The following is a 25,111-nucleotide window of genomic DNA, read 5'->3' as shown; positions in this document are numbered from 1 at the left end:
AAGCAAACCTACGCGACATTGACGCGCTGACCGGGCGGGGCTGCCTCAAGCCACGCGAGGAATCCGGTCAGCGCGTCTTCGCTCATGGCCAGCTCCAGCCGCGTTCCCCGGTGCGTACACGCCAGCACCACCGCGTCGGACAGCAGCGCCAGCTCCTCCTCGCCCTCGGGCAGCCGGCGGCCCAGCACCTCGATCGCCGAGCGCTCCAGCACCCGGCGCGGCCGGACGGCGTAGGAGAAGACCCGGAACCACTCGACGCGGTCGCCGTTGTAGCGGGCCACACCGTAGGCCCAGCCCTTGCCGCCGGCGTCACCCTGCTCGGGGGCGTCCCAGCGCAGGGAACAGTCGAAGGTACCGCCGGATCGCTGGATGAGCCTGCGGCGCAGTCCGAAGACGAACAGCCCCAGCACCACCACGGCGACGACGATTCCGCACACAGTCAGAGCGAGGACCATCGGCACCGACCTCCTCGTCTCCTAGGTAACGGAACGGAAAAAACCTCTATATCTGCCTCAGCCGCGGCCGGCTCCGGATTGCTCCGGTGCCGACCGCGGCTGAGTGACGTCACTACTCGGCGCTCCCCCAGAGCCTAGACGGCCCGGGAGCGACCCTCGGGGTCAGCGCGCCGCCGCCGCACGGAGTCGGACGTCCGCGCGGCGCTGGGCGGCTTCGTCGCCCTCCGCCTTCGCGCGCTCCAGCTCCTGCTGGGCACGCTGGACATCGATCTCGTCCGACAGCTCGGCGACCTCGGCCAGCAGGGACAGCTTGTTGTCCGCGAACGAGATGAAACCGCCGTGCACCGCGGCGACGACCGTTCCACCATCACTCGTACGGATGGTCACCGGGCCCGACTCCAGCACACCGAGCAGCGGCTGGTGACCGGGCATGACGCCGATGTCGCCGGACGTGGTGCGCGCGACGACCAGGGTGGCCTCGCCGGACCAGACCTCTCGGTCGGCCGCGACCAGCGCGACGTGCAGCTCAGCAGCCAAGGTTGGCTCCTCGGGTCACCACCCGGCTCTCCTGCCGGGTGTTAGGTACAAGTCTAATGGGCGTGACAGAGGGGGCGGGACGAGCCCGCCCCCTCACGCGTCACACAAGCACTGGGGTCAGGAGACGCCCAGCTCCTTCGCGTTCTTCTTCAGGTCCTCGAGACCACCGCACATGAAGAACGCCTGCTCCGGGAAGTGGTCGTACTCGCCGTCGCAGATCGCGTTGAACGCGGCGATCGACTCGTCCAGCGGCACGTCCGAACCGTCCACGCCGGTGAACTGCTTGGCGACGTGGGTGTTCTGGGACAGGAAGCGCTCCACGCGACGGGCACGGTGGACGACGAGCTTGTCCTCCTCGCCCAGCTCGTCGATACCGAGGATCGCGATGATGTCCTGGAGGTCCTTGTACTTCTGCAGGATGTTCTTCACGCGCATGGCCGCGTTGTAGTGGTCCTGCGAGATGTAGCGCGGGTCCAGGATCCGGGACGTGGAGTCCAGCGGGTCCACGGCCGGGTAGATGCCCTTCTCGGAGATCGGACGGGACAGCACCGTCGTCGCGTCGAGGTGGGCGAAGGTGGTGGCCGGGGCCGGGTCGGTCAGGTCGTCCGCGGGGACGTAGATCGCCTGCATCGAGGTGATCGAGTGACCACGGGTCGAGGTGATGCGCTCCTGGAGGAGACCCATCTCGTCGGCCAGGTTCGGCTGGTAGCCCACCGCGGAGGGCATGCGGCCGAGCAGGGTCGACACCTCGGAACCGGCCTGGGTGAAGCGGAAGATGTTGTCGATGAAGAACAGCACGTCCTGCTTCTGCACATCGCGGAAGTACTCCGCCATGGTCAGACCGGCCAGGGCCACGCGCAGACGGGTGCCCGGGGGCTCGTCCATCTGACCGAAGACCAGCGCGGTCTTGTCGATGACGCCCGACTCGCTCATCTCGTCGATGAGGTCGTTGCCCTCACGGGTGCGCTCACCGACACCGGCGAACACCGACACACCGTCGTGGTTGTTGGCGACGCGGTAGATCATCTCCTGGATGAGCACCGTCTTGCCGACGCCGGCGCCGCCGAACAGACCGATCTTGCCGCCCTTGACGTACGGGGTCAGCAGGTCGATGACCTTGACGCCGGTCTCGAACATCTCGGTCTTCGACTCGAGCTCGTCGAAGTTCGGGGCCTTGCGGTGGATGGACCAGCGCTCGCCCTCGTACTTCTCGTCGACGTTCAGCACCTCACCGAGGGTGTTGAACACCTTGCCCTTGGTGAAGTCGCCGACCGGGACGGTGATGCCGTCGCCGGTGTCGACGACCGGGGCCTGGCGGACCAGACCGTCGGTCGGCTGCATCGAGATGGCGCGGACCAGGCCGTCGCCCAGGTGCTGGGCCACCTCGAGGGTCAGCGTCTTCTTCTCGCCCGCGTTGGCCGGGTCGGCCACCTCGACGTGCAGGGCGTTGTAGATCTCCGGCATCGCGTCGACGGGGAACTCCACGTCGACGACCGGGCCGATGACCCGCGCGACGCGGCCCGTCGCCGTGGCCGTCTGAGCAGTGGTGGTCATTACTTGTCACTCCCCGCGGTCGCGTCGGCCAGGGCGCTCGCGCCACCGACGATCTCGCTGATTTCCTGGGTGATTTCGGCCTGGCGGGCCGCGTTGGCAAGACGGGAGAGCGTGTTGATCAGCTCGCCCGCGTTGTCGGTAGCCGACTTCATCGCGCGCCGCGTGGCGGCGTGCTTCGAAGCGGCCGACTGGAGCAGCGCGTTGTAGATCCGGCTCTCGACGTACCGCGGCAGCAGGGCGTCGAGGACGTCCTCGGCCGACGGCTCGAAGTCGTACAGCGGCAGGATCTCGCCCTTGGCGGACGACTCCTGCGCGACCTCGTCGAGGCTGAGCGGCAGCATGCGCTTGTCGAGCGCCTGCTGCGTCATCATCGAGACGAACTCGGTGTAGACGATGTGGAGCTCGTCCACGCCGCCGTCCGCCGTGTCCTTCTGGATGGCCTCGATCAGCGGAGCCGCGACCTTCTTGGCGTCCGAGTACGACGGCTCGTCGGTGAACCCGGTCCACGACTGGGCGATCGTGCGCTCGCGGAAGTTGTAGTGGGCCACACCGCGCCGGCCGACGATGTACGTGTCGACCTGCTTGCCCTCGCGCTCCAGCCGTTCCGTCAGCTGCTCCGCCGCCTTGATGGCGTTGGAGTTGAACGCGCCGGCGAGACCGCGGTCGCTGGTCAGCAGCAGCACCGCGGACCGGGTGACCGTCTCGGCCGCCGTGGTCAGCGGGTGCTTGGTGTTGCTCCCGGTGCCCACGGCGGTGACCGCGCGGGTCAGTTCCTCCGCGTACGGCGTGGAGGCCGCCACCTTGCGCTGCGCCTTGACGACGCGCGAGGCGGCGATCATCTCCATCGCCTTGGTGATCTTCTTGGTCGCGGTGACGGATCGGATGCGACGCTTGTAGACCCGGAGCTGGGCTCCCATGAGTCAGGTCCCTTCCTTACGTCACTTGGAGGCGCTGGTCGCCTTCGGGGCCGCCGGAGCGTCCTCGCCGAGCAGCTTGCCGTCCGAGGTCTCGAACTGCTTCTTGAACTCCGCGATGGCGTCGGCGATGGCCTGGAGCGTGTCGTCCGACATCTTGCCGCCCTCCTTGATGGAGGTCATGAGGGGCTGCTCCTGGCGGTGCAGGTACTCCAGCAGCTCCTTCTCGAAGCGGCGGATGTCCGCGACCGGCACGTCGTCCATCTTGCCGGTGGTACCGGCCCACACGGAGACGACCTGGTCCTCGGTGGACATCGGCTGGTACTGGTCCTGCTTCAGCAGCTCGACCATGCGCTGACCGCGCTCCAGCTGGGCCTTGGAGGCCGCGTCCAGGTCGGAACCGAAGGCGGCGAACGCCTCCAGCTCACGGAACTGGGCGAGGTCCACGCGCAGTCGGCCGGAGACCTGCTTCATCGCCTTGTGCTGCGCGGAACCACCGACTCGGGAGACGGAGATACCGACGTTCAGCGCGGGGCGCTGACCGGCGTTGAACAGGTCCGACTCCAGGAAGCACTGGCCGTCGGTGATGGAGATGACGTTGGTCGGGATGAACGCCGAGACGTCGTTGGCCTTCGTCTCGACGATCGGCAGACCGGTCATCGAGCCGGCACCCATCTCGTCGGAGAGCTTGGCGCAGCGCTCCAGCAGGCGGGAGTGCAGGTAGAAGACGTCGCCCGGGTAGGCCTCACGGCCCGGCGGACGGCGCAGCAGCAGGGACACGGCGCGGTAGGCGTCGGCCTGCTTCGACAGGTCGTCGAAGATGATCAGGACGTGCTTGCCCTCGTACATCCACTGCTGGCCGATGGCCGAGCCGGTGTAGGGGGCGAGGTACTTGAAGCCGGCCGGGTCGGACGCCGGGGCGGCGACGATGGTCGTGTACTCCAGCGCGCCGTTCTCCTCCAGCGCGCGGCGGACCGACGCGATGGTGGAGCCCTTCTGGCCGATGGCGACGTAGATGCAGCGGACCTGCTTCTTCGGGTCGCCGGAGCGCCAGTTGTCACGCTGGTTGATGATCGTGTCGACGGCCAGGGCGGTCTTGCCGGTCTGGCGGTCACCGATGATCAGCTGACGCTGACCACGGCCGATCGGGGTCATCGCGTCGACGGCCTTGTAGCCGGTCTCCATCGGCTCGTGCACCGACTTGCGCTGCATGACCGTGGGGGCCTGCAGCTCGAGGGCGCGGCGGCCGGACGTCTCGATCTCGCCGAGGCCGTCGATCGGGTTGCCGAGCGGGTCGACGACGCGGCCGAGGTAGCCCTCGCCCACCGCGACGGAGAGGACCTCGCCGGTGCGCGTGACCGGCTGACCCTCCTCGATGCCGCTGAACTCACCGAGGACGATGGCGCCGATCTCGCGCTCTTCCAGGTTGAGCGCGAGGCCGAGGGTGCCGTCCTCGAACTTCAGCAGTTCGTTGGCCATGGCCGAGGGGAGACCCTCGACCTTCGCGATGCCGTCGCCGGCAAGGGTGACCGTACCGACCTCCTCGCGCGAGGCCGCGTCCGGCTTGTACGACTGGACAAAGTTCTCCAGCGCGTCCCGGATCTCCTCCGGCCGGATCGTGAGCTCCGCCATCTGGGTTCCCTGCTCTCCTTGTTGGGCCCGAAGTTTCACTTTGGGGGGATGGGGACTCCCCCCAACAGGAGGTGAATCCTCTGCACGGCCCAACCAGGGCCGTAAGTAAGTACTGCGTGTTCAGTTGCCGCCGCTGCCGCGTGGCGTCAGCCGGCGAGCCGGCGCTGCGCGTCCTCGATGCGGTCCGCGACAGAGCCGTTGATGACCTCGTCACCGACCTGCACCCGGATCCCGCCGAGGACCGCCGGGTCCACGTCGAGGTTCAGGTGCATCCGGCGGCCGTAGAGCTTCGCGAGGGCGGCGCCCAGGCGCTGCTTCTGCGGGTCGCTCAGCGGCACCGCCGAGGTGACGACGGCGACCATGCGGTCCCGGCGCTCGGCGGCGAGCTTGGACAGGGACTCCAGTCCCGCTTCCAGGCTACGTCCCCGGGGCGCGGTCACGAGGCGCGTCACCAGACGCTCGGTGGTGGCCTTGGCCCTGCCGCCGAGCAGGCTGCGCAGCAGCTCGCTCTTGGCCGCCGTGGTGGCCTTGCGGTCGGTCAGCGCGGCGCGCAGCTCGGTCGAGCCGGAGACGATCCGGCCGAACCGGAACAGCTCGTCCTCGACGTCGTCGAGCGTGCCCGCCTGCTGGGCGGCGGTGAGGTCGGCGGTGTTCGCCAGCTCCTCCAGCGCGTCCACCAGGTCGCGGGACTGCGACCAGCGCGAGCGCACCATGCCGGCCAGCAGGTCCGCGGTCTCGCCGCCGACCTGGCCACCGAGCAGCCGCTGGACCAGCTGGGCCTTGGCCTCGCCGGCCTGTGCCGGGTCGGTGAAGACCCGGCGCAGCGACACCTCGCGGTCGAGCAGCGCGGTCACCGCGGCCAGCTCGTCGGCGAGCTGCGCGGCGTTCACGGACGTGGCGTCCGTCAGCGCGTCGAGACGCTCACGTGCGGCTGCCAGGGCCTCGCGGCTCGCTCCGTTCATCGCGACGCCTCGGCCTTCTCCTCGAGTTCGTCGAGGAAGCGGTCGATGACGCGGCTCTGCCGGGCGTGGTCCTCGAGGGACTCACCGACGAGCTTGCCGGCCAGCTCGGTGGCCAGCTTGCCGACGTCCTGGCGCAGCGCGGACGCGGCGGCCTTGCGGTCGGCCTCGATCTGGGCGTGACCGGCGGCGACGATCTCCTCGCGCTGCCGCTGGCCTTCCGCACGCATCTCGGCGATGAGCACGGCACCCTGCTCCTGCGCCTCCTGGCGCAGACGCGCGGCCTCGTGCCGGGCCTCGGCGAGCTGGGCCTTGTACTGCTCGAGGACGCTCTGGGCCTCGGTCTGCGCGGCCTCGGCCTTCTCGATACCGCCCTCGATGGCCTCGCGGCGCTCTTCCAGAACCTTGTTGATGTTCGGGAGGAGCTTCTTGGCGAGGAAGCCGAAGACGATGACGAAGGCGAGCAGGCCGATGACAAGCTCAGGGATCGGCGGGACGAGGGGGTTCTCTCCCTCGCTCGCCGCGATGAGCAGCTGGCTCATGTGAGTGCCTTTCGTCTAGTCGGCTGGACTGGTGTCGCTGATCAGTAGCCGTAGACGAACGGCATGACCAGACCGATCAGGGCGAGCGCCTCACAGAAGGCGAAGCCGAGGATCTGGTTGGCGCGGATCAGGCCGGCAGCCTCGGGCTGACGGGCGAGAGCCTGCGTGCCGTTACCGAAGATGATGCCGACGCCGACGCCCGGGCCGATCGCGGCGAGGCCGTAACCGATGGAGCCGAGGGAGCCTTCGACAGCAGCAAGGGTCTGGGACATGCCAGTTCTTCCTTTTCTTTACGGACCGGTGGGGGTTGGCCACCGGACGAATGGGGGTCGGGAATGCGCCTGATCAGTGGTGCTCGGCGAGAGCGCCCTGAATGTAGGTGCAGGTCAGCAGGACGAAGACGTACGCCTGCAGGGCCTGGACGAACAGCTCGAAGGCGGTCATGACGATGACCATCACGAACGACACACCCGCGTAGGCGATGCCGATGCCGTTCAGCAGGTACCAGCTGGCGATCGTGAAGAGCAGCAGCAGGGTGTGACCCGCGAACATGTTCGCGAAGAGTCGCACCGCGTGGGTGAACGGCCGGATCAGGATGTTCGAGAAGAACTCGATCAGCATCGACAGCGGCAGGACCGGGCCGAGCGACTTGTCGTAACCGGTGACGTTCTTGAAGAAGCCGACGAAGCCGTGCCGCTTGAAGGTCAGCGAAATCCACGTGATGTAGACGAGCAGTGCGAGCACGGCCGGGTACGCGATGATCGACGTGACCGGGAACTGGGCGACCGGGATGATCGACCAGAGGTTCATCATCCAGATGAAGAAGAACAGCGAGACGACGAACGGAACGTACTTCTCGCCTTCCTTCTTGCCGATCGTCTCGTAGACGACCCCGCGCCGGATGAAGTCGTAACCCGCCTCGGCGACCATCTGCAGCTTGTTGGGAACGACCTGCGGCCGGCGGAAGGCGGCCCAGAAGAAGCCGATGATGATGACCGAGCCCAGCAGGGCGAGCAGCATCGTCTTGTTGAAGTACAGATTGCTGTCGCCATCGCCCCAGAGAGGCTGGAACAGGAACGAATGCAGGCCGGGGGAAACCTCGGCGAAGCCACAGCCGTCGAAGATGTGGCAGTCGGTCTCGAAGGCGAGCACCTGCGTCGGGTCAGCACTCACCGCGGGCTCCTTCAGCGTGGCGCATAGGTACGGCAACCTCGTTGTGTCGGCGCGGCGCGCAGCCGCGGTTCGGCACCGGACTGGTGTTTCGGATATGGGGGCGGCGGTTCGGCGTCGAGCCTCGCGATGGAACAGGCGTCAGCTCGGATGCCCGCGCCCGCAGTGCCGCAGTTGGCACCGGACGATAGCAGCTTGTCGAACGCGTCTTTATCCCGGCCCTACCCCTCACGACGTCGGGCCCGTCTTCTCGGACCTGTTGCCTTCGGCGGAGTCCGGTTCGACGTAAAGGATCTTGGACTTCATGTGCGCGATCGTCTGCGAGCCGATCCACACGAGAGTGGTCGCGATGAGCGTGAATGCGAAGGCCCGCGGGTGGAACAGCGATGTGTGCCTGAAGGCGGCGAGGAAGATGAACAGCAGCAGGATCTGCGCCGCGTAGAGCATCAGGCCCATCGCCTGGAACAGGTGCGGAAGCGACTTGGCAGTGCGCTGGAGCACGAGCAGGCCGAGGCCCATGAAAAGGATCGTCACCACGGCTGCCACGACGGATCCCACGGCTCCCTTGCCACCGGCCACCACGCCGCTGATCACGGCGGCTACGGCGCCGACGGCGGCTGTGGGCACAGCGACCCGGACCAGGTTCCGGACGTCGTTGGACGGCATGGCGGCAACTCCGCTTTCACAGGGGGCAGGGGTGTCGTCATGGACGAGCGTAGTCCCGGGGTGAGTGAGAACCTCACGCGAAGAGACCGTCGCACTACGGTCCTTCGGCTCTGTCCGGGGTTCTCGTGAACGGTATCACAAACTATTTGATGAGGTCTTTACCTGCTGGGTGTGCTGGCTGTCACACATGAGAGTGACCCTGCGCGTCTGTGCAAAAAGCGCGCCCACTTGTCTGGTATTGGGGCGGTTCGTTCCCCCATAAGTTGGCAATGCTCTAGTCAGATTCTTACCTTGACAGCCGCGATCGGGGGCCGACGGCCGTCGCGCCGTTGACCCCTGAGACCCCGGCAGCCACGGGCGTGCGCGGCTCCTGCTCGGCCGGACCGTCGGCGAGCGGCGGCTGTGAGGCGGCGACGACCGTCTTGCGGCGCCGGTAGCGCGGCGGCACGAAGCGCTCGGCCCAGACGGGGGCGCGCGGGGTGAAGCGCGGCAGGAGCAGCAGGACGAGACCGATCGCGCTCAGTACCACGACGCCCAGCACAATCCACATGGACGCACTGTTGACGGAGTACGCCAGGGCGCCGAAGGCGATCAGCGCCGACCAGAAGTACATGATCAGGACCGCGCGGCTGTGCGAGTGGCCGATCTCCAGCAGCCGGTGGTGCAGGTGCCCGCGGTCCGCGGCGAAAGGCGACTGGCCGCGCCAGGTGCGGCGCACGATCGCCAGGATCAGGTCGGCGGCCGGGATGGCGATGATGGTCAGCGGCAGCAGCAGCGGGATGTAGACGGGGACCGTCTGGTGCACGGTGTTGCGCTCGGAACCGGAGAACAGGTTCATGACGTCGGGGTCGACCTGCCCGGTGACGGAGATCGCGCCGGCCGCCAGCACCAGGCCGATCAGCATGGAGCCCGAGTCGCCCATGAAGATCCGGGCGGGGTGCATGTTGTGCGGCAGGAAGCCCAGGCACATGCCCATCAGGATGGCCGCGAACAGGGTGGCGGGGGCGGCGGCCTCGATGCCGTACGAGTACCAGATGCGGTAGGCGTACATGAAGAACGCGGCGGACGCGATGCAGACCATGCCGGCCGCGAGGCCGTCGAGTCCGTCGACGAAGTTGACCGCGTTGATGGTGATGACGACCAGGGCGACGGTCAGGAGCGTGCCCTGCCACTGGGTGAGCGCGACCGTGCCGACGCCCGGCACCGGCAGCCACAGGATCGTCAGACCCTGCACGACCATCACGCCCGCGGCGATCATCTGGCCGCCCAGCTTGATCAGGGCGTCGATCTCGAACTTGTCGTCCAGGACGCCGATCAGCCAGATCAGGGCGGCACCGGAGAGCAGCGCGCGGGGTTCGTTGGACTTCTCGAAGACCTGGTTGAGATTGGTCAGGTGGTCGGCGACCAGCAGGCCGGCGCACAGTCCGAAGAACATGGCGATACCGCCGAGCCGCGGAGTCGGTTCCCGGTGCACGTCCCGGGCCCGGATCTCCGGCATCGCTCCGGCCACGATCGCGAACTTCCGCACCGGCCCTGTCAGCAGGTACGTCACCGCGGCCGTGATGCAGAGCGTCAGCAGGTATTCACGCACGGGCTTCCCCACAGGTCTCGCTGGCCATCTCAGCCCCACACCCTAGCGAGGCACGCATATGTGTGGGGACTTACGGGTAGCGACGATGGTTGCACGACAGGCTGTGCGACGAAGAGCGCCGGCCCCCGCTCAGCGCGGATACGGCGGAAATCCGCCCGTCAGCTCCCGCACTTCCTCACGCACCGCCGCGGCCCGCGCGGGCGTGCGCAGCGCGGTGCCCATCAGGGCGGCGATCCGGTCCATCTCCGCCTCGCGCATGCCCTGGGTGGTGACGGCGGCCGTGCCCAGGCGCAGGCCGCGGACGTCGCCGTGCGGCAGGGCGCAGCAGTCCAGGTTCACCCCCGCCGCGGCGAGCAGGCCGCGGGCGGTGCGGCCGTCCACGCCGAGCGGGGCGGGGTCGGCGGTGATCAGGTGGGTGTCCGTGCCGCCGGTGGTGATCACCAGGCCCTGGCCGGCCAGCGCGTGGGCGAGAACCCTCGCGTTGACGACCACCTGATGGGTGTACGCGGTGAACGCCGGTGTCGCCGCCTCGCCGAACGCGACCGCCTTCGCGGCGATGGTGTGCATCTGGGCGCCGCCCTGGGTGAACGGGAAGACCGCCCGGTCGACGCGCTCGGCCAGGTCGCCGCCGCACAGGATCATCCCGCCGCGCGGGCCGCGCAGCACCTTGTGGGTGGTGGCGCACACGATGTCGGCGTACGGCACCGGATTCGGCGCCGCTCCCCCGGCGACCAGGCCCATGGGGTGCGCGGCGTCGGCGATGAGATACGCCCCGACCTCGTCGGCGATCTCACGGAAGAGGGCGTAGTCGAGGTGCCGGGGATAGGCGATGGACCCGCACACGATCGCCTTGGGCCGGTGGGAGCGGGCCAGGGCGCGCACCTGCTCGTAGTCGACGAGCCCCGTCTCGCCGTCGACGCCGTAGCCGACGAAGTCGAACCAGCGGCCGGAGAAGTTGGCGGGCGAACCGTGCGTGAGGTGTCCGCCGTACGGCAGTCCGAGGGCGAGCACGGTGTCGCCGGGGCGCAGCAGCGCGGCGTACGCGGCGAGCACGGCGGAGGACCCGGAGTGGGCCTGCACATTGGCGTGCTCGGCGCCGAACAGCGCCTTCGCCCGGTCGACGGCGATCCGCTCGGCCACGTCGGCGAACTCGCAGCCCCCGTGGTACCGGGTGCCCGGATACCCTTCCGCGTACTTGTTGGCCAGCGGCGAGCCGAGCGCCGCCAGCACGGCGGGCGAGGAGAAGTTCTCCGCGGCGATCAGCTGGAGCGTCGTCGACTGCCGGTCCAGCTCCCCGAGCAGCACCTCGGCCAGCTCGGGGTCCTGTGCGCGCAGGACGTCGGTCTGTGGGGCAGGGATGACCGTCATGGTGGGCTCCGGTCGTCGACGCTGACGTAGGACCAATGTAGGCCCACCGCGCCCGTCCCGCCCCGCGGTCAGGTCCGCGCGGGTACTCCGGTCAGCGCCGTCACCACCGGGTCCAGCGCCTGGTGTATCTCGTCGCCCACCGAGCGGAAGAACGTCAGGGGTGCGCCGTAGGGGTCGTACACCTCGTCCGCCTCGGCCGTCGGGGCCAGCAGCCAGCCGCGCAGGGCCGCGGCGGCGCGCACCAGCGCGCGGGCGCGCATGACCACGCCGTCCTCCAGCGGCGGCAGGGTGGCCGGGTCGATGGCCTTCACCAGGCGGGTGAACTCCTTCAGGGTGAAGGTGCGCAGGCCCGCGGAGTGGCCCATGGAGATGACCTGGGCACGGTGGTCGCGGGTGGCGGTGAGGACGAGGTCGGCCATGATGACGTGCTCGTCGAGCAGCTCGCGGCCGACGAACCCGGAGGCGTCCGCGCCGAACTCGGCCAGCACGGTCTCCGCGTTGGCCTCCATGGGCGCGCCCTCGTGGCCCCAGGTGCCGGCGCTCTCCACGATCAGCCCGCCGCCCAGCACCCCGAGCCGCTGCGACACGAAGTGCCGGGTCAGCCGCTCGGTGATCGGCGAGCGGCACACATTGCCGGTGCTGACGTGGAGGATGCGGAAGGTGTCCCTCGGGAAGCCGAAGGTCGTCGTCTCTTCCCCGCTGCCTATGCCACGCCCCGCTTCAGGGGCTGTCAATTCGCCACCTCGAGGTCGGGTACGACCTTCCGCAGCTCGTCCGCCGACAGCGCGCCCTCGCGCAGCAGCACCGGTACCTCGCGGGTGACGTCGACGATGGAGGACGGCACGTTGGCGGGGGTGGGGCCGCCGTCGAGGTAGACGGAGACGGAGTCGCCGAGCATCGCCTGGGCCGCGTCGCAGTCCTCCGGCGCCGGGTGCCCGGTGAGGTTGGCGGAGGAGACCGCCATGGGGCCGACCTCGGTCAGCAGCTCGATGGCGACCGGGTGCAGCGGCATCCGCACGGCGACCGTGCCGCGGGTGTCGCCGAGGTCCCACTGGAGCGACGGCTGGTGCCTGGCGACCAGCGTGAGCGCGCCCGGCCAGAACGCGTCGACCAGCTCCCAGGCCTGCTCGGAGAAGTCCGTGACGAGGCCGTGCAGGGTGTTCGGGGAGCCGATGAGGACGGGGGTGGGCATGGTGCGGCCCCGGCCCTTGGCCTCCAGCAGGTCGCCGACGGCCTCCTTGGAGAACGCGTCGGCGCCGATGCCGTACACCGTGTCGGTCGGGAGGACCACCAGTTCGCCACGGCGGACGGCGGACGCGGCCTCACGCAGACCGGTCACGCGGTCGGTCGCGTCGTTGGTGTCGTATCGCCGTGCCATATCAGCGGGCCTCCTCGTACACGTGCTTCAGGGAGAGTTTCGGGGTGGTGCTCACGGCAGTGCCTTGCGGGCGGTGGCGAAGCGGGGGCGGTTGTTGAGGTCGGGGTGGTCGGCCGCGTCGGCCCACCCTCGTTCCTCGGTGAAGATCCACGGCACCTGGCCGCCCTGGGTGTCGGCGTGCTCGATCACCACGACGCCGCCGGGGCGCAGCAGCCGGTGCGCGGTGCGTTCCAGGCCGCGGATCAGGTCGAGGCCGTCCTCGCCGGAGAACAGGGCCATCTCGGGGTCGTAGTCCCGCGCCTCCGGGGCGACGTACTCCCACTCGGTGAGCGGGATGTACGGCGGGTTGGAGATGACCAGGTCGACCTGTCCGTCGAGGTCGGGGAAGGCGGTGAGCGCGTCGCCCTGGCGCAGGTCGACGCGGGAGCCCTCCATGTTCTTGCGGGTCCACACCAGCGCGTCCTCGCTCAGCTCCACGGCGTGCACCCGCGAGCGCGGCACCTCCTGGGCGAGGGCGAGCGCGATGGCGCCGGAGCCGGTGCACAGGTCGACGATGCACGGCTCGACGACGTCCATGGCGCGCACGGCGTCTATGGCCCAGCCGACGACCGACTCCGTCTCGGGCCGCGGCACGAACACGCCGGGGCCGACCTGGAGTTCCAGGTAGCGGAAGAAGGCGCGGCCGGTGATGTGCTGGAGCGGCTCGCGCTGTTCCCGGCGCGCGACGACCTCCCAGTAGCGGGCGTCGAAGTCGGCGTCCTTCACGGAGTGCAACTCGCCCCGCTTCACGCCGTGCACGAACGCGGCGAGCTCCTCCGCGTCGGTGCGCGGCGAGGGCACGCCGGCGTCGGCCAGCCGCTGGGTGGCCTGGGCCACCTCCGCGAGCAGCAGGTTCACGCTCGTCCTCCGTGTGGGTACTTGCTCGTACGTGCCTTACGCGGCTGCGAGCTTGGCGGCCGAGTCCGCGTCGACACAGGCCTGGATCACCGCGTCGAGGTCGCCGTCCAGGACCTGGTCGAGGTTGTACGCCTTGAAGCCGACGCGGTGGTCCGAGATGCGGTTCTCCGGGAAGTTGTAGGTGCGGATCTTCTCGGAGCGGTCGACGGTGCGGACCTGGCTGCGGCGGGCGTCCGCGGCCTCCCGCTCCGCCTCCTCCTGTGCCATGGCGAGCAGCCTGGAGCGCAGGATACGCAGTGCCTGCTCCTTGTTCTGGAGCTGGCTCTTCTCGTTCTGGCAGGAGGCGACGACCCCGGTCGGGATGTGCGTGATGCGCACGGCGGAGTCGGTGGTGTTGACCGACTGGCCGCCCGGTCCGGAGGAGCGGTAGACGTCGATGCGCAGGTCGTTCGGGTTGATCTCGACGTCGACCTCCTCGGCCTCCGGGGTCACGAGGACACCGGCCGCGGAGGTGTGGATACGGCCCTGGGACTCGGTCGCGGGCACGCGCTGCACCCGGTGCACGCCGCCCTCGTACTTCATCCGCGCCCACACGCCCTGGCCGGGCTCGATCTGTCCGCGGGCCTTGATGGCGACCTGGACGTCCTTGTAGCCGCCCAGCTCGGACTCGGTGGCGTCGATGATCTCGGTCTTCCAGCCGACGCGCTCGGCGTAGCGCAGGTACATGCGCAGCAGGTCGCCGGCGAACAGCGCGGACTCGTCGCCGCCCGCGCCGGCCTTGATCTCCAGGATGACGTCCTTGTCGTCGCTGGGGTCGCGCGGGACGAGCAGCAGCCGCAGCTTCTCGGTCAGCTCCTCGCGCTGCTTCTCCAGCTCCTTGACCTCGGCGGCGAAGTCGGGGTCGTCGGCGGCGAACTCACGGGCGGTGTCGACGTCGTCGCCGGTCTGCTTCCAGGAGCGGTACGTGGCGACGATCGGGGTCAGCTCGGCGTAGCGCTTGTTGAGCTTGCGCGCGTTGGCCTGGTCGGCGTGGACCGACGGGTCCGCGAGCTTCTTCTCCAGGTCGGCGTGCTCGGCGACGAGCTCCTCGACGGCCTCGAACATCTGTGGCTCCTGTGTCGTACGGGGGTGAAGTGGGCGGTGACCAAAAACGCCGGTCCCGGCACGCCCGTGGGAGGGGGCGTGACCGTGGACCGGCGAAGAGGGGCTCGCTACTTCTTGGAGCCGGCGGCAGCCTTGCCGAAGCGGGCCTCGAAGCGGGCCACACGGCCACCGGTGTCGAGGATCTTCTGCTTGCCCGTGTAGAACGGGTGGCACTCGGAGCAGACTTCGGCCCGGATGGTGCCGGACGCGATGGTGCTGCGGGTGGTGAACGACGCGCCGCAGGTGCAGCTGACCTGCGTCTCGACGTACTCGGGGTGGATGTCGCGCTTCAAGGTGTCTCCTAGTTTCGGGAGGGCGCCGGGTCGCTGCCGCGGGCTGCGGAAGCGTGAACCGGGGCCGACGTACCAGTCTGCCAGGACTGGGGCCATCACCCAAAACCGGGGGTGGCCGTCGTTTGTTCCCCGCCGGTCGTGGCGGGTTTCCCGCGCCACGCGGCGGAGCCGCACAGCGGCACAGCCCCGCGCCCCTCAGTCCCGCACCACGCCCGCGGCTTCGCCGGTGGCCGTTCCCTTCGTGGCCGACCGCGGGATCGGCCGGTCGTTTCGCAGGGCCGTCCAGACCTGCTGGGCCTTGGTCTTCTCCAGCAGGACGCGGTTGGGGTCCGCCGGGTCGTAGACGACCGGCATGGTGACCATCGTCATGTCGGAGGCGCCGATGCCCCTGAGGCCACTCGCGAAGGACATCAGGGCGTTCACCGAGCCGAGGCCGGAGTCGGTCGTCACGGTCTTCGTGGCGGCGTCGGCGAGGTCGTACAGCCGCTTCGGGTCGCCGAACAGGTCGATGTCCTTGACCTGGTCGAGGAGGGCTTTGAGGAACGCCTGCTGGAGCTGGATGCGGCCGAGGTCGGAGCCGTCGCCGACGCCGTGCCGGGTGCGGACCAGGCCGAGGGCCTGCTCGCCGTCGAGCCGGTGCGGGCCGGCCTTCAGGGTCAGGTGGCTGTCGGGGTCCTCGATGTCCCGGGTGGTGGTGATGTCGACGCCGCCCAGCTCGTCGATGAGCTTTCGGAAGCCGCTGAAGTCGACCTCCAGGTAGTGGTCCATGCGCAGGCCGGTCAGCGACTCGACGGTCCTGACGGCGCAGGCCGCGCCGCCGGTGGAGTACGCCGAGTTGAACATCACCTGGGACGCCGGCGGATAGGTGTTGCCGTCGGTGTCGGCGCAGGCGGGCCGGTCGATGAGGGTGTCGCGCGGGAGGGAGACCACGGCGGCCTTCTCGTGGCCCTCGTAGACGTGGACGATCATCGCGGTGTCGGAGCGGGCGCTGCCGTCGTCGGTGCCGCCGCCGAGCTTCCGGTTGCCGCCGGAGCGGGTGTCCGAGCCGAGGACCAGGATGTTCTGCGAGCCGTTGTCGGCCTTGGCGGGGCGGTCGGTGCCGAGTGCCTGGTCGATGTCGACGCTGTCGAGGTTGCCGTTGAGCGTGAAGTACACGTACCCGAGGCCGGTGCCGCCGAGGACGACGATGCCCGCCGCGGTCCAGGCCGTGATCAGCAGCGCCTTGTGGCGCTTCTCGCGGGGCTTGCGGCGACGGCCCCCGGCCCGGCGGCGCGGGCCACTGGTGCCGGCACCGCCCGGTATGCCGGGCTCCGGCGTGCTTGCGGCGGACATGTGCTCCCTCGGCTCTCGTCGTGCGGTTACCCCCTGCTGCGGCGGCCGGACCCGGTCGTGCGGCGTACGAAACCGTACGAACCCGTACCGCTCCATCGTCACCCCGTCGGGTCAGACGGGGAAACCGGGCACAGGGTTGCATGACGCACTGTGCCCACCCGGCGGGCGGGTGGGCACGGTGCGTAGCCGGACCGAGCGGTCGGTTTCGCCGCTCACCTGCGGGTTCAGCCGAAGATGTCGTACTGCCCGAAGCCGGTGCCGACCGAGATCCGTGTGGCGAAGATCTCGCTGGTGGCCTTGCCGGTGCCCTTGTAGAGGTAGAGCGTGCCGCCGGGTGTGCGGGCCAGGAAGTCGGCCCGGCCGTCGCCGGTGACGTCGCCGACCGCGTCGAAGGCGTTGTACGTCGTGCTGCTCCAGGTGCGCACCTTGATCCGGCCGGAGAAGGCCGCGGTGCCCGCCTTGCCGGTGCCCTTGTACAGGTACACGTCGCCGCTGCTCCTGGCGCGGGCGATCAGGTCGGCCCTGCCGTCGCCGGTGAAGTCGCCGTGGCCGCGCACGGAGTTGTACTGGTTCCAGCCGGTGCCGGCCTGGATGCGGGCGGCGAAGGAGCCGTTGCCCTTGCCCGGGTAGATCCACAGGACACCGGCCGCGTCGACGGAAAGCAGGTCGGGCAGGTAGTCGCCGGTGACGTCGCCCGGGGTGAGAATGCGGGTGCGGGTGGCCCAGTTGTCGGCGAGCCGCTGGGTGGTCCAGGAGTTGGCCGACCGCACGTAGTGGGACCAGAAGACGTCGCCGTCGCCGCGGCGGCGGTGGACGAGGTCCTGGTAGCCGTCGCGGTCGAGGTCCGTCTGGAGGACCAGGTCGGCCGCGGACCGGTCGCCCCAGCTCTCGCGGGCCGCGAACGCCGTGCCGGTGGAGTTCCTGGAGTAACCGGTCCCGGTGGCGGCTTCGCGTACCCACAGGTCGGCCCTGTGGTCGCCGCTGATGTTCGTGTCGTCCAGGCGGGGGTAGGCGGCGCCGACATAGGCGCTGACCTTGGTGAAGACGCTGTAGGCGCCCTTCTCGACACAGTCCTGCACGCCCCAGGAGACGATGCCGATGATCCGGCCGCCGACCACCAGCGGGCCGCCGGAGTCGCCGTTGCAGGCGGTGGTGGTGCCGCTGTCGCCGCCGGTGGCGGGCTTGCCCGCGCACACCATGTGGCCCTTGACGAAGCCGGAGCCGTAGGCGGCCGCGCAGGTGGTGTCGGACTGCACGGGCAGCGTGGCCGTCTTCAGCGTCGGCGCCATCTCGTCGTGCGTGGAGCTGATCCGGCCCCAGCCGTAGACCTTGGCGCTGGTCCCGGCGGCGTAGGAGGCGGTGTCGCCGGACGTCGTCATCCGGATCGGCGTCGCGTCGACCGCGTACGGCAGGGTGAGGACCGCGATGTCACCGTCGATGGTCACCGGGCTGTACGACGGGTGGTGCCACTGCCGCCGGACGCCGCTGCGGCTGCCGCCGTGCAGGTCGGTGATGTTGCCCTGGTCGTCGACGGACGGCAGCTGCGCGGTGCCGGTGATGACCGAGCCGTGGTTCTTCCAGTCGTACCCGGCGACACAGTGCGCGGCGGTGAGGATCTTCGTCGGGGGGACCACCGCGCCGCCGCAGAAGAAGCCGACGTCGTCCGAGGGGTCCTGGGTGTCCCGGTCGTCGCCGTACCAGAGCTGCGCCATCCACGGCGCGGAGGTGAGGGTGGTGGTCGTCCCGCCGATGATCATCGCCTCGGCGGTCGGCCCCGCGGTCGCGGAGCCGTCCGCGGACGTGCCCGGGCGCTCGCCCGCGGTGCCGTCGGCGGTGATGGCGGTGGCGACCCGGCGCTCCAGCTCGGCGGCCGGCGGGGCGCTGGTGACGGGCTGGACGGCGGGCAGCGGCGGCTCGCCCGACGCGTCCGCGGAGCCGGTCAGCAGGGCGGCGGCGACAGCGGCGGCGGCACCGGCCGCGGTGACGGGCAGGGCGATGCGTATCCGGCGTCGGTGCCGGCCACGGCCGGATGTGGTCGTGGACAAGAAGGTCCCCCCAGGGGTGCATGAGTGAGAAGGGGCGGGCTGATGCGCTGGTGCGCCCCCTCCTCTCAGCGCCGAAAGGCCGGTCCCCGTCACCGAGGTGACGGGGACCGGCCTGGAGTGGACCGTCCGGGAGCGACTAGTCGCCGTTGCCCGGCGCCGGCGTCGTCTTCTGGATCTGCATCAGGAACTCGACGTTCGACTTGGTCTGCTTCATCTTGTCGAGCAGCAGCTCGATCGCCTGCTGCTGGTCGAGCGCGTGCAGCACCCGGCGCAGCTTCCAGACGATGCCCAGCTCCTCGGCACCGAGCAGGATCTCCTCCTTGCGGGTGCCGGACGCGTCGACGTCCACCGCCGGGAAGATGCGCTTGTCGGCGAGCTTCCGGTCGAGCTTGAGCTCCATGTTGCCGGTGCCCTTGAACTCCTCGAAGATCACCTCGTCCATGCGGGACCCGGTGTCCACCAGGGCGGTGGCGAGGATGGTCAGCGAGCCGCCGTCCTCGATGTTGCGCGCCGCACCGAAGAACCGCTTCGGCGGGTACAGCGCGGTCGAGTCGACACCACCGGACAGGATGCGGCCGGAGGCGGGCGCGGCCAGGTTGTAGGCGCGGCCCAGACGGGTGATCGAGTCGAGCAGCACGACCACGTCGTGACCCAGCTCCACCAGGCGCTTGGCGCGCTCGATGGCCAACTCGGCGACCGTGGTGTGGTCCTCGGCCGGACGGTCGAAGGTCGAGGAGATGACCTCGCCCTTGACCGACCGCTGCATGTCGGTGACCTCTTCCGGACGCTCGTCGACGAGGACGACCATCAGGTGGCACTCGGGGTTGTTGTGCGTGATCGCGTTGGCGATCGCCTGCATGATCATGGTCTTGCCGGTCTTCGGCGGGGCCACGATCAGGCCGCGCTGGCCCTTACCGATCGGCGACACGAGGTCGATGATGCGGGTGGTGAGCACGCCCGGGTCGGTCTCCAGACGGAGCCGGTCCTGCGGGTACAGCGGCGTGAGCTTGTTGAACTCCGGCCGCCCGCGGCCGTGTTCGGGCGCCATGCCGTTGACCGAATCCAGGCGGACCAGCGCGTTGAACTTCTCGCGCCGCTCGCCTTCCTTCGGCTGGCGGACCGCACCGGTGACGTGGTCACCCTTGCGCAGGCCGTTCTTGCGGACCTGGGCCAGGGAGACGTACACGTCGTTCGGGCCCGGCAGGTAGCCCGACGTACGGATGAAGGCGTAGTTGTCGAGGATGTCCAGGATGCCCGCGACGGGGATCAGGACGTCGTCCTCGGCGATCTGCGGCTCGGAGGCGATCTCGTCGCGCCCGCGACGGCCCCGGCGGTCGCGGTAGCGGCCGCGACGGCCGCGGCGGCCGCCCTCGAAGTCGTCCCCGTCCTCATCGGCCCGCTGCTGGCGGTCGCGGTCCTGGCGACCGCCGCCGCCCTGCTGCTGGTTCTGCTGCTGGCGCTGCCCGCCCTGACCCTGCTGGTCGTCGCCCTTGCGGCGGTCGCGGTCACGGTCCCGGCCGCGCTCGCGGCGGTCGCGACGGCGGCCCTCGCCGCCCTCACCGGCGTCGCCCCGGGCCTCGCCCTGCTGCGGCTGCGACTGCTGCTGCGCGGGCGTCTCGGCCTTCGGCTCGCTCTTCGCCTCGGCGGCGATCGTCTCGGGGGCGGCCGCGGGGGCGCCGGCCTCGGCGGTGGCGCGACGGCGACGGCGCTCGGCCGGCGCGTCCTCGGTGGGGACGCCGCCCTGGTCGAGCGAAGCCGAGACCTTGGGGGACGGCTGGCCGGGGATCTCGATCTGCTGCTGGGCCACGGCCTTCTCGGCCGGGGCCTCGGACTTCTCCGCCTTCTTCGGCGCGGCGGATTCCTCACCCGTACGGGCCTTGGAGGTGGCGCGGCGCTTCGGCTTGGTCTCGGTGGCGGTCTCGGCCTTGGCGGGGGCTCCCCCGGCGGCCTGCGCCTCCTTGATGACCTCGATCAGCTGGCTCTTGCGCATCCGCGCGGTGCCCCTGATGCCGAGGCCGGATGCGACCTGCTGCAGCTCGGCCAGCACCATGCCCTCGAGGCCGGTACCGCGGCGCCGCCGGGAGCCGGCACCGGTGGCAGGCGCGGAGGCGTCCGTGGCGGGCGCGGCAGCGGTCTCCTCGACACGTGCGCCCATCAGATCGGTGGTGTCGCTCACGAAGGGTCCTTCCCTGGAGCGGACGTCGGCCTGTCTGGCTCGGCGACCGGTTGTGCTGTCCGGCTTCGGTCCTTGCTGTGTGAACCGTGCCGGGGCGGTGGTCCGCCTGCTAAGCGGCGGAAGAGATATCTGGTGATGGCGCTTCCTCGAGCCGTGGCACCTGGTGTCACGTGGCGTGGTCGCACCGGTTCCGGAGCGTGCCCGGCGGGCCGCTCAGTGTCGACGTACGACGTACTGCCCGCATACGAGGTACGAGACACAGTGCGACTTGGGGGGCTCCCGGAAGAATGTCTGTCCCGGACGGGGACACGAGGCACCTCGCCATGGTGGGGTCGGGTGCAGACTTGAGGTTAACACTACCGGATCCAACAAACATTCCCCCTCTCCACATCCGGCAATCGCCCGCTCATTTCGATCCGCTGTCAGTCCGCGCCGCCGGCGCCGTTCGCGCCGCCGGTGGTGCCGCCGTGCGCGCCGCCGCCGTCCGCGCCGCCGGTGGTGCCGCCGTGCGCGCCGCCCGTGGCGAGCGGCAGCACGCTGGCTCCGTCCAGGTCGAGGGCCAGCCGGTTCGCCGCCCAGTCCGCGCCGGCCAGCGCTTCCACCTTGTCGGCCGTCTCGGCGTCGGCCAGGGCCATCACGGTCGGTCCGGCTCCGGAGATCACGGCGGGGATGCCGTCGGCCCGCAGCCGGTCCACCAGCGCGGCGCTCTCCGGCATGGCGGGGGCGCGGTACTCCTGGTGCAGCCGGTCCTCGGTGGCGGGCAGCAGCAGCTCGGGACGCCTGGTCAGGGCCTCGACGAGCAGCGCGGCGCGGCCGGCGTTGGCGGCGGCGTCGACGTGCGGCACGGTGCGCGGGAGCAGGCCGCGCGCGGTCTCGGTCAGCACCGGCTTCCCGGGCACGAAAACCACCGGAACGATGGAATCCGCAGGGTCCGTCCTGATGGCCCGGGCGGCGCCGTTCTCCATCCAGGAGAGGGTGAAGCCGCCGAACAGGCAGGCCGCGACGTTGTCGGGGTGGCCCTCGATCTCGGTGGCCAGTTCCAGCAGCGCCGCGTCGTCGAGACGGGCCTCGCCGCCTATGGTCACGGCGCGCGCCGCGACGATGCCGGCGCAGATGGCGGCGGAGGAGGAGCCGAGGCCGCGGCCGTGCGGGATGCGGTTCGCGCAGACGATCTCCAGGCCGCGCGGCTGTCCGCCGAGGACGTCGAAGGCGGCGCGCAGGGAGCGGACGAGCAGGTGCCGCTCGTCGCGGGGAAGTGTCTCGCTTCCCTCGCCCGCGATGTCGATGTGCAGCCCGGAGTCGGCCACCCGGACGACCACGTCGTCGTACAGCCCCAGCGCGAGGCCGAGGGCGTCGAAGCCCGGGCCGAGATTGGCGCTGGTGGCGGGGACGCGCACCCGGACGGCGGCGGCGCGGAACGCTGGACCGGCCATCGCTCGTTGACTCTCCTTGAGCTGCGTGATGGTCGAAGACACTCGATGACGTACGAAAACCCAGGGGCCGCTGGGGGCCACCGGCGGGGCCGCTGATCACGAAGACGGCGCGGCACCGCGGCATATGCGGCGGGCGGGTTCGGTACAGCCTATCGAAGGAAGGTTCTGTGGCGACATAGGGCGCACGGGAGGCGCACGATGCGTGTCGCAAGCCCCCTGTGCACCCTCCGTCAGGGACGTTTCCCGGCCGAGCGCCGTCTTACGCCTGACGTGGCGCTGCTGACACCGGCACGGGGCCGGCCGCCCGGGCGCCGGGCGGGCCGGCGTGGGACGCGGCGGCGTCGGGCGGACGGGGTACGGCCGCGCTGGGTCCGGGCGCACCGCACCCGAACCCTTCAGGTCCGGCCCCGCCCACCAGGTCCGGGTGGCCGGACCGGGCCGCACGCACCCGGTCCAGGCGCGCGGGACCGGGCCGCACCCGGCCTCGGCGCGACCGATCAGGACGCGTCGGCCCCGGCCGCAACAGACCCGACGGCGACCGATCCGGCCCCACCAGATCCGGCCACAGCACATCCGGGCATCCCGGCGGTCACACCAGGCCGAGCCGCTCGGCGGTCAGACCAGGCCGAGCCGCTCCGCCGCCGTCGCCGCGTCGACCGGGACGGTGACCGGCTGCGGGGCGCCGGCGACGGCCCAGTCGGGGTCCTTCAGGCCGTTGCCGGTGACGGTGCAGACGATCCGCTGGCCCGGGTCGACCTTGCCCTGCTCGGCGGCCTTGAGCAGACCGGCCACCGAGGCGGCGGAGGCGGGCTCCACGAAGACGCCCTCCTGCGCGGCCAACAGGCGGTAGGCGCGCAGGATCTCACGGTCCGTCACCTCGTCGATGAGGCCGCCGGACTCGTCGCGGGCGGCCAGCGCGTGCTGCCACGAGGCGGGGTTGCCGATTCGGATGGCGGTGGCGATGGTCGACGGGTCCTTGACGACCTCGCCGCGCACGATGGGCGCGGAGCCGGAGGCCTGGAACCCCCACATCCGGGGCGTACGGGACGACACGCCGTCGGCGGCGTACTCCTTGTAGCCCTTCCAGTAGGCCGTGATGTTCCCCGCGTTGCCGACCGGCAGGACGTGGATGTCGGGCGCGTCGCCGAGCATGTCCACGATCTCGAAGGCGGCGGTCTTCTGACCCTCGATACGCACCGGGTTGACCGAATTGACCAGCGCGACCGGGTAGTTGTCGCTGAGCGCGCGGGCCAGCGTCAGGCAGTCGTCGAAGTTGCCGTCGACCTGGAGGATCTTCGCGCCGTGCACGAGGGCCTGGCCCATCTTGCCGAGCGCGATCTTGCCCTGCGGGACGAGCACGGCCGACACCATGCCGGCGCGCACGCCGTACGCGGCGGCGCTCGCGGAGGTGTTGCCGGTGGAGGCGCAGATGACGGCCTTCGCGCCCTCCTCCTTGGCCTTGGAGATGGCCATGGTCATGCCGCGGTCCTTGAAGGACCCGGTCGGGTTCGCGCCCTCCACCTTGAGGTGGACCTCGCAGCCCGTGCGCTCGGAGAGCACCTGCGCGGGCACGAGGGGCGTGCCGCCCTCGCGGAGCGTCACGACCGGCGTGGTGTCGGATACCGGCAGCCGGTCCCGGTACTCCTCGATGATTCCGCGCCACTGGTGGGTCATTGCTGGTTACTCTCCTTCAACCCGCATGATGCTGGCGACACCGCGCACGGTGTCGAGCTTGCGCAGCGCCTCGACGGTCCCGGTGAGGGCGGCGTCGGACGCGCGGTGGGTGACGACGACGAGGGAGGCCTCTCCGTCCTTGCCCTGCTGGCGGACGGTGTCGATCGAGACACCGTGCTCGGCGAAGACCGTCGCGACCTGGGCGAGCACGCCCGGTTTGTCGGCCACGTCGAGGCTGATGTGGTACCGGGTGACGACCTCGCCCATGGGCGAGACGGGCAGCGCCGCGTACGCGGACTCGCCGGGGCCGGTGGTGCCGCTGAGCCGGTTGCGGCAGACCGCGACGAGGTCGCCGAGGACGGCGGAGGCGGTGGGCGCGCCGCCCGCGCCGGGGCCGTAGAACATGAGCTGCCCGGCGGCGTCGGACTCGACGAACACGGCGTTGTACGCGCCGCGCACGGAGGCGAGCGGGTGGGTCAGCGGAATCATCGCCGGGTGCACGCGCGCGGTGACGGACTCCCCGTCGGCGGCCCGCTCGCAGATGGCGAGCAGCTTGATGGTGCAGCCCATCTCCTTGGCGGAGGCGAAGTCCGCCGCGGTCACCTCGGTCATGCCCTCGCGGTAGACGTCGTCGAGGCGGACCCGGGTGTGGAAGGCGATGCCGGCGAGGATCGCGGCCTTGGCTGCGGCGTCGAAGCCCTCGACGTCGGCGGTCGGGTCGGCCTCGGCGTACCCGAGCGCGGTGGCCTCGTCGAGCGCCTCCTGGTAGCCGGCGCCGGTGGAGTCCATCTTGTCGAGGATGAAGTTCGTCGTGCCGTTGACGATGCCCATCACCCGGTTGATCTTGTCGCCGGCGAGCGACTCGCGCAGCGGCCGGATCAGCGGGATGGCGCCGGCCACGGCGGCCTCGTAGTAGAGGTCCCGGCCGTGCTCCTCGGCGGCGGCGTGCAGGGCTGCGCCGTCCTGGGCGAGCAGGGCCTTGTTGGCGGAGACGACGGACGCGCCGTGCTCGAAGGCGGTGCCGATGAGGGTGCGGGCGGGCTCGATACCGCCGATGACCTCGACCACGACGTCGATGTCCCCGCGTTTGACCAGGGCGGTCGCGTCGGTGGTGACGAGGGTGGGGTCGATGCCCTCCCGGACCCGGTCGGGCCGGCGCACGGCCACGCCGGCCAGCTCGACCGGTGCGCCGATCCTGGCGGCGAGGTCGTCGGCGTGCGTCGTCATGATGCGCGCCACCTCTGAGCCGACCACTCCACAGCCCAGCAGCGCCACCTTCAGCGGACGCGTACGCATCATCCGACCTCGTTTCCTCATACCGTCTTCGGTTGCACCAGTCTCACTCACCGGAC

Annotated in this window: 23 protein-coding genes; all 23 read right to left on the bottom strand. The window is 70.4% G+C overall.

Going from position 1 to position 25,111, the window contains the following annotated elements:
• Positions 1–8: 8 nt before the first annotated feature.
• The 23 genes from G7Z13_RS24105 to G7Z13_RS23995 all read right to left on the bottom strand — a co-directional run bounded on the left by G7Z13_RS24105 (position 9) and on the right by G7Z13_RS23995 (position 25,058).
• Entirely contained in the window at positions 9–455 is a 447-nt protein-coding gene (locus G7Z13_RS24105; RefSeq protein WP_166002313.1) for a DUF2550 domain-containing protein, read from the bottom strand.
• 162 nt (positions 456–617) lie between these two features.
• Positions 618–992, bottom strand: coding sequence for a F0F1 ATP synthase subunit epsilon (locus G7Z13_RS24100; RefSeq protein ID WP_166002312.1), 375 nt, complete (start codon positions 990–992; stop codon positions 618–620).
• 117 nt (positions 993–1,109) lie between these two features.
• On the bottom strand, positions 1,110–2,546 hold the full coding sequence (gene atpD, locus G7Z13_RS24095; RefSeq protein WP_166002311.1) for a F0F1 ATP synthase subunit beta: 1,437 nt from the start codon (positions 2,544–2,546) through the stop codon (positions 1,110–1,112).
• On the bottom strand, positions 2,546–3,463 hold the full coding sequence (locus G7Z13_RS24090) for a F0F1 ATP synthase subunit gamma (protein WP_166002310.1): 918 nt from the start codon (positions 3,461–3,463) through the stop codon (positions 2,546–2,548). The genes atpD and G7Z13_RS24090 overlap by 1 nt, the downstream gene beginning before the upstream one ends.
• Positions 3,464–3,484: 21 nt before the next feature.
• Positions 3,485–5,092 (bottom strand): F0F1 ATP synthase subunit alpha, encoded by a 1,608-nt coding sequence (gene atpA, locus G7Z13_RS24085; RefSeq protein ID WP_166002309.1) that lies wholly within the window; start codon positions 5,090–5,092, stop codon positions 3,485–3,487.
• Between the two features lie 146 nt (positions 5,093–5,238).
• Complete coding sequence (locus tag G7Z13_RS24080) at positions 5,239–6,054, bottom strand: F0F1 ATP synthase subunit delta (RefSeq protein ID WP_166002308.1); 816 nt, start codon at positions 6,052–6,054, stop codon at positions 5,239–5,241.
• Positions 6,051–6,593: a F0F1 ATP synthase subunit B gene (locus tag G7Z13_RS24075; protein ID WP_166002307.1), complete on the bottom strand. Its 543-nt coding sequence runs from the start codon at positions 6,591–6,593 to the stop codon at positions 6,051–6,053. Before G7Z13_RS24075 ends, G7Z13_RS24080 begins: the two co-directional genes overlap by 4 nt.
• 41 nt (positions 6,594–6,634) lie before the next feature.
• Entirely contained in the window at positions 6,635–6,865 is a 231-nt protein-coding gene (atpE, locus tag G7Z13_RS24070; protein ID WP_009321656.1) for an ATP synthase F0 subunit C, read from the bottom strand.
• 73 nt (positions 6,866–6,938) lie between these two features.
• Positions 6,939–7,766 carry a F0F1 ATP synthase subunit A gene (atpB, locus tag G7Z13_RS24065; protein ID WP_166002306.1) on the bottom strand — a complete coding sequence of 276 codons (828 nt, stop codon included), beginning with the start codon at positions 7,764–7,766 and terminating at the stop codon, positions 6,939–6,941.
• Between the two features lie 225 nt (positions 7,767–7,991).
• Positions 7,992–8,429 (bottom strand): hypothetical protein, encoded by a 438-nt coding sequence (locus G7Z13_RS24060; RefSeq protein WP_166002305.1) that lies wholly within the window; start codon positions 8,427–8,429, stop codon positions 7,992–7,994.
• A 286-nt stretch (positions 8,430–8,715) separates the two neighbouring features.
• On the bottom strand, positions 8,716–10,020 hold the full coding sequence (locus G7Z13_RS24055) for an MraY family glycosyltransferase (RefSeq protein ID WP_166002304.1): 1,305 nt from the start codon (positions 10,018–10,020) through the stop codon (positions 8,716–8,718).
• A 129-nt stretch (positions 10,021–10,149) separates the two neighbouring features.
• Complete coding sequence (gene glyA / locus G7Z13_RS24050; RefSeq protein WP_166002303.1) at positions 10,150–11,388, bottom strand: serine hydroxymethyltransferase; 1,239 nt, start codon at positions 11,386–11,388, stop codon at positions 10,150–10,152.
• Between the two features lie 68 nt (positions 11,389–11,456).
• A complete protein-coding gene (locus G7Z13_RS24045; protein WP_166002302.1) occupies positions 11,457–12,122 on the bottom strand; it encodes a protein-tyrosine-phosphatase in 666 nt (221 codons plus the stop codon).
• Positions 12,119–12,766, bottom strand: a complete 648-nt coding sequence (locus tag G7Z13_RS24040) for an L-threonylcarbamoyladenylate synthase (protein WP_166002301.1) — start codon at positions 12,764–12,766, stop codon at positions 12,119–12,121. Before G7Z13_RS24040 ends, G7Z13_RS24045 begins: the two co-directional genes overlap by 4 nt.
• A gap of 51 nt (positions 12,767–12,817) precedes the next feature.
• Entirely contained in the window at positions 12,818–13,663 is an 846-nt protein-coding gene (gene prmC, locus G7Z13_RS24035) for a peptide chain release factor N(5)-glutamine methyltransferase (protein WP_166002300.1), read from the bottom strand.
• 36 nt (positions 13,664–13,699) lie between these two features.
• Positions 13,700–14,767 carry a peptide chain release factor 1 gene (gene prfA / locus G7Z13_RS24030; protein WP_166002299.1) on the bottom strand — a complete coding sequence of 356 codons (1,068 nt, stop codon included), beginning with the start codon at positions 14,765–14,767 and terminating at the stop codon, positions 13,700–13,702.
• Positions 14,768–14,874: 107 nt separating this feature from the next.
• The gene (gene rpmE / locus G7Z13_RS24025; protein WP_030944953.1) at positions 14,875–15,099 is read right to left on the bottom strand and encodes a 50S ribosomal protein L31; all 225 of its coding nucleotides are present in this window, start codon (positions 15,097–15,099) and stop codon (positions 14,875–14,877) included.
• Positions 15,100–15,294: 195 nt separating this feature from the next.
• Entirely contained in the window at positions 15,295–16,431 is a 1,137-nt protein-coding gene (locus tag G7Z13_RS24020; protein ID WP_166002298.1) for an LCP family protein, read from the bottom strand.
• A 224-nt stretch (positions 16,432–16,655) separates the two neighbouring features.
• Positions 16,656–18,476: a trypsin-like serine protease gene (locus G7Z13_RS24015; protein ID WP_240926335.1), complete on the bottom strand. Its 1,821-nt coding sequence runs from the start codon at positions 18,474–18,476 to the stop codon at positions 16,656–16,658.
• A 136-nt stretch (positions 18,477–18,612) separates the two neighbouring features.
• Complete coding sequence (rho, locus tag G7Z13_RS24010; protein ID WP_166002297.1) at positions 18,613–20,652, bottom strand: transcription termination factor Rho; 2,040 nt, start codon at positions 20,650–20,652, stop codon at positions 18,613–18,615.
• Positions 20,653–21,074: 422 nt separating this feature from the next.
• Complete coding sequence (thrB, locus tag G7Z13_RS24005) at positions 21,075–22,085, bottom strand: homoserine kinase (RefSeq protein WP_166002296.1); 1,011 nt, start codon at positions 22,083–22,085, stop codon at positions 21,075–21,077.
• Positions 22,086–22,700: 615 nt separating this feature from the next.
• Entirely contained in the window at positions 22,701–23,759 is a 1,059-nt protein-coding gene (thrC, locus tag G7Z13_RS24000) for a threonine synthase (protein ID WP_166002295.1), read from the bottom strand.
• Positions 23,760–23,765: 6 nt separating this feature from the next.
• Positions 23,766–25,058 (bottom strand): homoserine dehydrogenase, encoded by a 1,293-nt coding sequence (locus G7Z13_RS23995; RefSeq protein WP_166002294.1) that lies wholly within the window; start codon positions 25,056–25,058, stop codon positions 23,766–23,768.
• Positions 25,059–25,111: the final 53 nt, after the last annotated feature.

The sequence above is a fragment of the Streptomyces sp. JB150 genome, assembly GCF_011193355.1.
Taxonomy (GTDB): domain Bacteria; phylum Actinomycetota; class Actinomycetes; order Streptomycetales; family Streptomycetaceae; genus Streptomyces.
The sequence above is the reverse complement of the archived record's forward strand: the minus strand, read 5'-3'. Positions and strand labels throughout refer to the sequence as shown.